General features: G+C 62.9%; 9 protein-coding genes and 1 pseudogene. All 10 read right to left on the bottom strand.

Annotated elements, in window-relative coordinates; translation table 11 throughout:
- Positions 1-1,241, bottom strand: a 1,241-nt coding sequence (locus tag ACK41X_RS21160) for a GMC family oxidoreductase (protein ID WP_409727507.1), incomplete at its 3' end; no start/stop codon positions are given.
- Positions 1,242-1,334: 93 nt separating this feature from the next.
- Entirely contained in the window at positions 1,335-2,336 is a 1,002-nt protein-coding gene (locus ACK41X_RS21155; protein ID WP_409727504.1) for a TRAP transporter substrate-binding protein, read from the bottom strand.
- Positions 2,337-2,352: 16 nt separating this feature from the next.
- Positions 2,353-3,624, bottom strand: coding sequence for a TRAP transporter large permease (locus tag ACK41X_RS21150; RefSeq protein ID WP_409727501.1), 1,272 nt, complete (start codon positions 3,622-3,624; stop codon positions 2,353-2,355).
- Positions 3,621-4,136 carry a TRAP transporter small permease gene (locus ACK41X_RS21145; RefSeq protein ID WP_409727498.1) on the bottom strand — a complete coding sequence of 172 codons (516 nt, stop codon included), beginning with the start codon at positions 4,134-4,136 and terminating at the stop codon, positions 3,621-3,623. The genes ACK41X_RS21150 and ACK41X_RS21145 overlap by 4 nt, the downstream gene beginning before the upstream one ends.
- Before the next feature lie 15 nt (positions 4,137-4,151).
- Entirely contained in the window at positions 4,152-4,781 is a 630-nt protein-coding gene (locus ACK41X_RS21140; protein WP_409727495.1) for a glutathione S-transferase family protein, read from the bottom strand.
- On the bottom strand, positions 4,778-6,718 hold the full coding sequence (locus tag ACK41X_RS21135; protein WP_409727492.1) for a TRAP transporter permease: 1,941 nt from the start codon (positions 6,716-6,718) through the stop codon (positions 4,778-4,780). Before ACK41X_RS21135 ends, ACK41X_RS21140 begins: the two co-directional genes overlap by 4 nt.
- 65 nt (positions 6,719-6,783) lie before the next feature.
- Positions 6,784-7,746: a TAXI family TRAP transporter solute-binding subunit gene (locus ACK41X_RS21130; RefSeq protein WP_409727489.1), complete on the bottom strand. Its 963-nt coding sequence runs from the start codon at positions 7,744-7,746 to the stop codon at positions 6,784-6,786.
- A 53-nt stretch (positions 7,747-7,799) separates the two neighbouring features.
- Positions 7,800-8,204: a RidA family protein gene (locus ACK41X_RS21125; RefSeq protein ID WP_409727486.1), complete on the bottom strand. Its 405-nt coding sequence runs from the start codon at positions 8,202-8,204 to the stop codon at positions 7,800-7,802.
- Between the two features lie 23 nt (positions 8,205-8,227).
- Positions 8,228-9,358, bottom strand: coding sequence for an LVIVD repeat-containing protein (locus ACK41X_RS21120; protein ID WP_409727483.1), 1,131 nt, complete (start codon positions 9,356-9,358; stop codon positions 8,228-8,230).
- A 65-nt stretch (positions 9,359-9,423) separates the two neighbouring features.
- Positions 9,424-9,631, bottom strand: a pseudogene (locus ACK41X_RS21115) (gentisate 1,2-dioxygenase); the annotation flags it as partial.

The following is a 9,631-nucleotide window of genomic DNA, read 5'->3' as shown; positions in this document are numbered from 1 at the left end:
TTCTGCCGGATCTGCGGATGCGCGGACGGATCGGCGGATGCGAGTGAAATGGTGCCGCGGCTCTCCGGGCGCAGCACCACGATGCGGCAGGCAAAGGTATCCTCGAAGGCCGGCTTGAACGGCGGCAGATACGGCGCAGCCCCGAGCGGGCCTGCAATGAACAGAAGCTGCGCGTCGGGCAATTGGTTCGCAGCGCGCGGAGTCTTGAGGAAGCCAATCAATCCACCCGGCAGATCTGTGGTGAAGCCCGTGCCGAACAGCGCTCCTTGTGCGAGCGCCAGCGCGATGCGGTCGAGTCGCAGATTCTTCTGTACCGGTCCGCCGCCGTTACGGCCATAGACGATCAGCGCAGCCACATGATCCTGCAAATTTTTGCCAACACCCGGCAGCGCGATCTTTACCGGGATTTCATGGGCCGCGAGTTCATCGGGCGCACCGATGCCGGACAGCATCAGAAGCTGCGGAGAGTTGATGGTGCCGCCGCAGAGCAGCACCTCCTTCGCCGCCCGCACGACTTTGGTCTCGCCGCCCTGCCTGTATTCGACGCCGGTGGCGCGGGTCCCCCCGAATAGTACGCGCGTTGTCAGCGCATTGACCGCGACGGTGAGATTGCTGCGTGAAAGCGCTGGGCGCAGATACGCCACAGCCGCGGAGCAGCGCCGGCCGTTGCGGATCGTCGCCTGCATCCGCGAGAAGCCGTATTGCTCTTCGCCATTGTAATCCGGGTTGAACGGATGTCCCGCTTGCCCGGCCGCCTCGATATAGGCGTCGACCAGCGGATCGGCGTAGCGCGAGCGCCGTGTCGTCAGCGGACCTGAGCCGCCGCGATATTCACTCTCGCCGCCCTCCCAGCTCTCCTGTTTCTTGAAATAGGGCAGCACATCACTATACGACCAACCGCACGCGCCGCTGTCGGCCCAGCGGTCGAAATCGCCGCGATGGCCTCGCACATAGGCCATCGCATTTGTGGACGACGAGCCGCCGATCACCTTGCCCCGCGCGACTTCCATCTTGCGTTTGCCCGCATAGGGCTCGGGCTCAGTGTCGTAGTGCCAGTCGAACTGCCGCTCCTTGTAGACTTTGCCCCAGCCAAGCGGAATTTTCAGCCAAAAACCGCTATCCCAAGGCCCCGCCTCCAGCAGCAAAACGCGCGTGCTTGCATCCTCGGTCAGCCGGGCCGCGAGCGTGCAGCCCGCGGAACCGGCGCCGACGATGATATAGTCGTATTCGGATGCGGTCATGGGGTGATTTGCTCGGTCGTGGCCGGGCTTGACCCGGCCATCCATCATTCGAAGCGGATGGATGCGCGGGTCAAGCCCGCGCATGACCGCCGGTCACTTCGGCGCCTTGGCGTCGACCACCTTCTTCAGGATATCGAACTCCTTCTTCACCGCCGGATTGGCTTCGACGATCTTGGAGCCGAGCGCGACGAAGTCGCTCATCATCTTTTTCTGTTCGTCGGCCGGCAGCTTCAGGATTTCACCCTTGTTGGCGAGCCAAGTTTCATTCGCCTTCTTATTGTTCGCCAGCACCCAGGGAAACGCCTTCTGCTCGGCCTCGCGGCCGGCGGCGCGGATCGCGTCCTGCACATCTTTCGGCTGCGCCTTGAACCAGGCCTCGTTTACCAGCGCCACCGACAGGATGTAGGAAAATTCCAGGTCGGTGACGTATTTGGCGACATCGTAATATTTGAATGCGGTCAGGATCGGCATCCCGGCCAGCATCGCGTCGAGGCCACCCGATTGCAGTTGCGGGATCACCTCGGAGAGTGCCAGCGGCGTCGGGATCGCGCCGAGCGACTTCATCGGCTCCATCTGCAGGGGCGAGGCGAAGGTGCGCACCTTCAGACCCTTCATGTCTTCGAGTTTCGCCGTGGGCTTTTTGGTCAGGATCACCGTGGGCGAATTATAGATCGCGCCGATAACGCGCAGCCCCTTGTCCAGGAACATGGTTTCGAGGTGATCGCGATAGGCCGGATCCTGGATGGTCGCATATTGATGCTCCGGGGACCGGAACAGGCCGGGCACTTCGAAAATCTGAAAGCGCGGGTCCAGATTTGTCACAAACGATGTCGGCGTGATGAAGGATTCAATTGTGCCGAGCGAGACGCCTTCGGCCATCCGTGGAATCGCGCCGAGCTGGCTCGCCGGATAGATGCCCATCTTCAGCTTGTCGCCGACACGCGCCTTAACGCCCTCGACGAACAGTTTCTGCCATTCGTGCTGACCATCGTTGATGGTGGCGCTGGCGAGTTTCATCTCCTGCGCGTCCGCGGGCAGGACGGCGAATGCCGTGGCAATTGCCGCAGCGAAGATGCTGTGTCGTGTCATGTGCATGATGGTTCTCCCAGAGTTAGATCGAGCGGGTAAGGACAAGCGACAGTTCCGGCCAGTACGTGATGATCAATAGAGCAACGATCAGAACAGCGGCGAAGGGCAGCACGCCCCGGTAGATGGTTTCCAGCGGCGCACCGAGCACGGTGCGTGCCACGAAGATGTTGAGGCCGAATGGCGGCGTGAACATGCCGATCGCGAGATTGGCGGTCATCACGATTCCGAAATGGATGGGGTCGATGCCGACCGCCTTGACCAGCGGGATAAGGAGCGGCGTCAGCACAAGGATCGCGGATGTCGGATCAAGGAAGCAGCCGACGACCAGCAGCAGCAGGTTGATCGCCATGAGGAAAGCCCATGACGACAGCTGCAGGGATCCCAGCCACGCGGTCAAGGCCTGCGGAATGCCGCTGATGGTCAGGATCCACGAGAACAGCGCGGCGGTCGCAACGATCACCAGAATTTGCGCGGTCAGCATCGCCGCGCGCGCCGCGGCATCCAGCACGTCCTTCCAGGACATCGTGCGGTAAATGTAACGCCCGACAATGATCGCGTAGAGACAGGCGAAGCCGCCGGCTTCGGTCGGCGAAGACCAGCCGAGATAGATCAGTCCCAGCACGAAAGCCGGCATGAACAAGGCAGGCAGCGCCAGCCAGCTGGCACACAGAAACTGGCGGGCATCGAAGCGTCCCGAGCGCGGGATCTCCATCTGCATCGCGCGCACGATCACGAACGCAGCCATCATCAGCGCCATCAGGAGCCCCGGCAGAATGCCGGCGACGAACAGTTTCGGGATCGATTGCTCGGCCGATGCGCCGTACAGGATCATGGCGATGCTGGGCGGGATCAGGATGTCGATCGCGCCTGCGGATGTCACGAGCCCGGACGAGAAGCGCGGCCCGTACCCTTCCCGGATCAGGCTCGGATAGAGCGATTTGCCGATCGCCGCGACCGCCGCGACGCTCGCGCCCGAAATCGCGCCGATCAACGTGGATGCGCCGACGGTCGCAACGCCGAGCGAACCCGGTACGCGGCCGATCAGCGCCAGCACCCAGACGATCAGCCGGTCGGCGATGCCGGCCGCGCCCATCAACTCACCGGCGAAGATGAAGAACGGAATGGCAAGCAGGGCGTAATTTTCAAGCCCGCCGAACATGATCTGGTGGATTGCCACCGGCGACACCGTCAGGGAGATCGCAAAAGTCAGGATAGCGCCGGTCAGCAGCAGCACGAAAATCGGCGTGCCGATCGCAAGAAGGGAAAACGGAATCGCGCCGAGGGTCCAGATCATGCGCGGCCGCCGCGTATGTGAGCCAGTGCTCTGGCTTCGGAAACGACAATCATTGCAGCGATGATCGCAGTACCGGCAAAGCCGACCAGTAAAGCCGAGTGCGGGATCAGCATCGGCATGCCGAGCGCCATGCTGGTCTGGCCGGTTGCTGCCACCCGCTGGATGAATCCGAAGGACTGCCAGGCCGCATAGGCGCAAGCCGCTGTCATCACCGCATGGGTCACGATCGAAAGCATGCAGCGCGTTCGCGCGCCGACCCGGGCGGTCAGAATTTCGAGCGCGATATGGCTGCGGTCGGCGGTGACCAGCAGCATGCCGATCATCACCATCCAGATCATGCCGAAGACCAGCACCTCATCGACACCGACGACCACCCGGCCCGTCGCTCGCGCGACCGCATTGACGACATTGAGGAGAACAAGGCCGATCAGCAGGCGCACCGCCGCAAGGGCGGCGCGGGCAAGACCCGCGCCGGCTTCCGGCTGTGTCGCGGCCTTGTCCTCGCTGGTCATCGACTCGCCGCCTCTTCAGGCTGCGGTGTTGAGCGCCGAGGGCTTGGCGCCGGTCGCCACCGCAAAGGCAGGCCGGCCTTCCATCGCCTTCATCCAGCGCGCAAGCTCCGGAAAATCAGGCTTGTCGATCCGGAATTCGAGGCAGCGCTTGACGATGGGGGCCAGTGCGACATCGGCCAGCGTCAGCCGGTCGAGCGCGAAATAGTTCTTGCCGGCGATATGCCCCTCAAGAATCGTGAGCTGAGCCACGAGATCGGCGCATTGCGCAGCGAAATCGGCGGCGCGCTTGTCCGGCTCGTTCTTGGAATCCTTGAACACGGCGACATAGGGCGTGTTCAGCGACGCCAGAAGCCAATCCATCCAGCGCTCGACATAGGTCTTTTCCGCCGGCGTCAACCCGCTGAGAGCCGGCGCATGCAACGCCGCAAGGTAACGCAAAATGGTGTGGCTCTCCCAGATCACGGTATCGCCGTCGATCAAGGTCGGCACCTTCGCGTTCGGGTTGAGCTTCTTGTATTCCGGCGTCTGCGTATTGTTGAACTGCCGCCCGTAGTCTTCCCGGGTGTATTTCACGCTGCTTTCTTCCAGCATGAAGATGACCTTCTGAACGTTTCCGGACGTTTGCCGGCCGAGTAGTCTAATCACGCGATCTCCTCCTTGTTGAGCGGTGCGGAGGCGCGGGACGCGGGCTTTCGTTGCGCCTGCGGCGCAAAGAGCAGCACGAGGATGCCCGCACCTCCAATCAGATTGACGATGATGGTGACGATGTCGGTCCCCGGCGGGATCAAGAGCATGATTCCGAACACCGCGAACAGGATTCGCTGAATTGGTCCGACCGGCCGGGTTGAAAATCCGATGATGGCAAAGGACACCGCGGTAGTGCCGACAAAGGCCGTGAAGACCGCGAGCACCACTTCCAGCCAATTGCCGCGCAAGAGCAGCGCCGGCGAGTAGATGAAAAGAAACGGCACGATATAGGCGACCCAGGCGAGCTTCACCGCGGCCCAGCTCGTGCGCCACATATCGGCATTGGCGATCTTGGCCGCGGTGATCGAGGCAAGCGCGACCGGCGGCGTCACCATCGACAACATGCCGAAATACAGAATGAACAGATGCGCCGGCAGCTCTGCAATGCCGGCATTGACCAGCGCCGGCGCGAGCACTGTGGCCAGCATGATATAGACTGCCACCGTCGGCATTCCCATGCCGAACACGATGGCGATCAGCGCGGTGATGACCAGCAGCAGGGCGCCGCTGCCGCCGCTCAAGGCCAGAGCGTCGGCCGCCAGCGAAAAGCCGAGGCCGGTGAGGCTGATGAGGCCCATCAGGAGGCCCGCGGCCGCGGTGATCAGGATCAGCGGCGCGGCCTGGATGCCGGTCTCGATCGCGGCCTCGATCAGCGCGCGCGGATTGAGGCGCTGGCCATGATAGGCGCGCAGGGCCGTCACCAGCACAAGGACGCCGATCGCCATCAGCGCGGCAACCTGCGGGCGGGTCTGGAATGCGATGAAGGCGACGAACAGGGCCGCAAACGGAACGAGGAAATGCGCGCCAGCAACGAACAGCGTGCGGAATCGCGGCACCTCGGAATCCGGTAACTCATGGATGCCGGAACGCGCGGCGATGCGGTCGATCTGGACGAAAATCGCCGCATAATAGAGCAGCGCCGGAACCAGCGCCGCCACCATGATCTCCGCATAAGGCACGCGCAGCATGTCTGCCATGATGAAGGCCGCCGAGCCCATCACCGGTGGCATCAGTTGGCCTCCGGTCGAGGCGGTCGCCTCGATCGCACCCGCATTCTCCGGCTTCATGCCGGTTCGGCGCATCATCGGAATCGTCACGACACCAGTGCTGACGACATTGGAGACGGTATTGCCGGAAATGGTGCCGAACAGCGCCGAGGCGCCGACGGCAGCCTTGGCAGAGCCACCGCGATAGCGGCCAAACCCCGCGAGCGACAGGCTCGTCATGTATTCGCCGCCGCCGGTTCTGCGCAGCAATTCGCCGAAAAACACGAACGGGACCACGATTTCGAGCGCGACCCGCATCGGCAGACCGAGCAGCCCGTTGGGATCGAGCAGGAGATAGATCGCGAGCCGGTCCGGCGCGACGGTCGGCAATCCGATCCAGGGCCCGATCAGCGCCGCACCGATGAATGCGCAGACCACCAGCATGATGACGAGGCCAACGACGCGGCCGGTCAGCGCCAGGATGCCGACAAGGACGACAACCGACAGCGCGACCAGCCATCCCGGGCGCATCGAGGCGGTGATGGAGAGCTGCTGATATTCGGCGGCGACGTAACCAAGGAGCGCCAGCAGCACAAAGCCGGCGACGGTCGCCGCGATGCGTTTCGGCGATCCCGGCACGAACAACATCGATGCCGCGATGGCGAGCGAGAGCCCGGCGGCAAGCGCCAGCGGCTGTTCGGTGAACAACACGAGGTCGGCGAAGCGGTGCAGCTCGGTCAGCCACGCCAGCGACAGCACGACAAGTAGGAGGCCGAGAAAGCGCGCAACCGGCCCCGCTTGCAGCGAGGCCGCCGGTTTGTCCTGTTGCTCAACCGGCTTGCCGATCACTGCGCTCCCCTGAAGGCGCGTGCCGGTGCCGACCCGATCCCGGAAACCGTGGTCAGCACGGCCTCTCAGTTGGTCTTGATGTTGAGCGCAGCCTTCGCCGCCGGATGATGCGGCAGCTGCTTGTAGGGCCGAGCGATGGCTTGCGGCGTCATCGCGCCCAGCACCTTGTTTTCCTTGGCGATCTGCGCACCCTTTTCATAGAGCGTTTTCGCCATGGCGGCGACCGCGGCGTCCGGCGTCTTCGGCCCGGTCACGAGCACGTAATCATAGGCCATGGTGGACATCGGCTCGGGCGCACCGACCACCTTGTCCTCGGGCTTCACCTCAAGAAGATAGGCCTCCGGCGCGACCGCCTGCATCCGCTCGACGGCCGCGGGCGACGGATCGAATGGCAGCCAGCGGATGCTGGCAGCGGAATCCGCCTCCACCACCTTGCCACCGCGCAGCGCGAAAAGGGTGGCGTCGACCCGGCCTGCGACCAGATCGTCGACGCCATTGGCCACGCTTGCAACCGGAACGAGCTTCACATCCTCTTTCTTCACACCACCATTGGCGAGCGCGCCTTCGACGTAGGGCAAGAGGCTGGCCTGCGCGGTCAGGCCCCAGGCGACGCGCTTGCCTTTGAGGTCTGCAATCGACGTGATGCCGGAATCCTTCTTCACCATCAGCCCGACCGGGCTCGGGAACAAGGCGGCGACCAGCTTCAGATCCTTCTGCGGATTGCCCTTGAACGGCCCGGTGCCGCGCAATGCGTCACCAAGATCGGGCATCACGACCGCAGCGACATCGAGTTCGCCGGAATTGACCAGCGGCAGATACGAGGTCGGGCCGCCGAATGCCTGCACCGTGGTGTTGATTTCGCCCGTGCTCTTGAAAGTCTGCGCCAGCGCGGCATTGACGCCGTAATTCTGTGAGCCTTGCTGACCGGCGGCGAAGCGCACGGTCGGGGCCTGGGCGTTCGTCGCAAGGGTGCCAGCGAACAGGGCGGCGGTGGCGATTGCAGCGGTCAACAAGCGTGTTCCGGTCATATCCAACTCCCGCAAATGGTCCGGCACTGGCGTAGTCGTTCGTAGGCAGACGATCACGTCTTCAGTGGTTTGTAGGCGATGCAGTCGATCTCGATCTTGGTGTTGATGACGGCGCGGGCCTCGACCGTGGTGCGGGCCAGGATTGCATCCTTGAACATTTCGCCGAATACCTTGTTGTAGCGCCCGAAATCGCGCGTATCTTGCAGATAGGTCGTGGCGCGCACGACATCGGCGAGCGTCGCGCCTTCCTGCGCTAGGATTCGTTCGATGGTCTCGATCGTGGCGCGGGTTTCGACCTCGATCGAACCCTCGATCATGTTGTTGTCGGCGTCCTTTGCGACTTGCCCCGACACAAAAATGTAATCGCCGGCGCGTACAGCAGGGTGGAATGGCAGATTGGGATTCTTCTTGCCGATCGGATAGACATCGGCGCGCTTCTGCTTGGTCACGTCGTTCATGGGCCTTGCCTTCTCAAGCCTTGTTACGAGAACGCGCTGGTCTCGATGATGTCGACGCCATTCACGCGATCCACCAGATAAATGAGGCCGCGATCGTCCACCGTCACGTCGTTTGAGGACGGGCGCTCGGCGCCGGGCGCAGCATCCGGCATGTAATAGCCGACCTCGCGCGGCGCGAAGGGATCGGCAAAATCGACGAGCCGCATCCCCTGCGCGAACCAGGCAATCGGAATGACCGTACCATGGAAGCGCTCGGACGGCTGATGGCAGCCCGTCATCGGCGGCTGCGGTGCGCCGTCGATATCGAGGCCCGGTACCTGGAATGTCGAAATCGATACCGGCATCTGCTCGTTGGTGATGTCGTAGACCCACACGAAGCTCGGCGCTGCCGGCCACAGCTTGGCCACGTCCTCGTCGGCGACGATGAGAATATCGCGTCCGCGCAGTTTCTGCGGCATGCGCAGACAGGTGTGGGTCGGATGCGGATAGACCGGCGACGTGTTAACGCCGGAAATCGCTTTTGGCCTCGACATGTCGGAAATGTCGAGAATGAAAAAGCCGTGATGCCAATAGCTCACGTAAAGCCGGTCGCCGAAGCGCAGCGGATGATGACAGCGCGGCGGCACCCAGTTGTCCCAAGGGTATTGCTCGCCACCGCCGGTCCATTGACCGGGAATCCACCAGCGCCCGACTTCCTGGGGCTTCGCAGGATCGGCAAGGTCCAGGATCATGACGATATTGCCGACATAGCCCTCGGCGGTCGGCGAGATATAGGCGTAACGGCCGTCGAAATCGAACCGATGAACCCCGCCGCCCTTGGTCATCCACTTGGTGATGAGCTTCGGGTTCGACGGTGTGGAGACGTCGTAAATTCCAAGACCTCCACCGAACTCGTCAGGCCCCGCCTTTCCGAACTTCTCATGGTTCACAATCATGATGCCGTTCGACACCCGCACCTTGTGCGAATGCCAGCCTTCGGGGACATCGATCGTTGCGAGATGCTTCGGGTTCGCGGGATCTCGCACGTCGACAATCGTCGTGCCCGAGGTCGGGCGCTGGTGGCCGACATACATGATGCCGTTTTCGACCCAGACCTGGCCGCCGCCGGGGCAATCGAAATGCGAAACCAGGGTGGTGTTGGAACGCGACAGCAAATCTCACCTATGCATCATGCGAAACCGCCCCGCCCTGTTCGGGCGGGGCCATGCCGATCGAACGCCTAAATCAGTCGGACCACAGCGTCGTTCTTGTCGCGGCCCCACTTCTTGTAGAGATCGAGACCTTTCAGCACGGGCTCGTCGCTGGCCACAAACAGCACCACCGGCTCCTTGTCGGAGGTGTTGACATGCTCGCACCACGAACCGCCGGGCACCGCAAGCGTGTCGAACTTGTTCCAGTCGAAACGCTGGCCATCGACGATCGAATAG

Origin of the sequence: Pseudorhodoplanes sp. (assembly GCF_046289595.1) — a bacterium.
Taxonomy (GTDB): Bacteria; Pseudomonadota; Alphaproteobacteria; order Rhizobiales; family Xanthobacteraceae; genus Pseudorhodoplanes.
This window is presented reverse-complemented; position numbering and strand designations above follow the sequence as displayed.

Coding starts and splice junctions, on each gene's coding strand:
- ACK41X_RS21155 (WP_409727504.1), bottom strand. CDS start 2,336: ATGCACATGACACGACACAGCATCTTCGCTGCGGCAATTGCCACGGCA.
- ACK41X_RS21150 (WP_409727501.1), bottom strand. CDS start 3,624: ATGATCTGGACCCTCGGCGCGATTCCGTTTTCCCTTCTTGCGATCGGC.
- ACK41X_RS21145 (WP_409727498.1), bottom strand. CDS start 4,136: ATGACCAGCGAGGACAAGGCCGCGACACAGCCGGAAGCCGGCGCGGGT.
- ACK41X_RS21130 (WP_409727489.1), bottom strand. CDS start 7,746: ATGACCGGAACACGCTTGTTGACCGCTGCAATCGCCACCGCCGCCCTG.
- ACK41X_RS21125 (WP_409727486.1), bottom strand. CDS start 8,204: ATGAACGACGTGACCAAGCAGAAGCGCGCCGATGTCTATCCGATCGGC.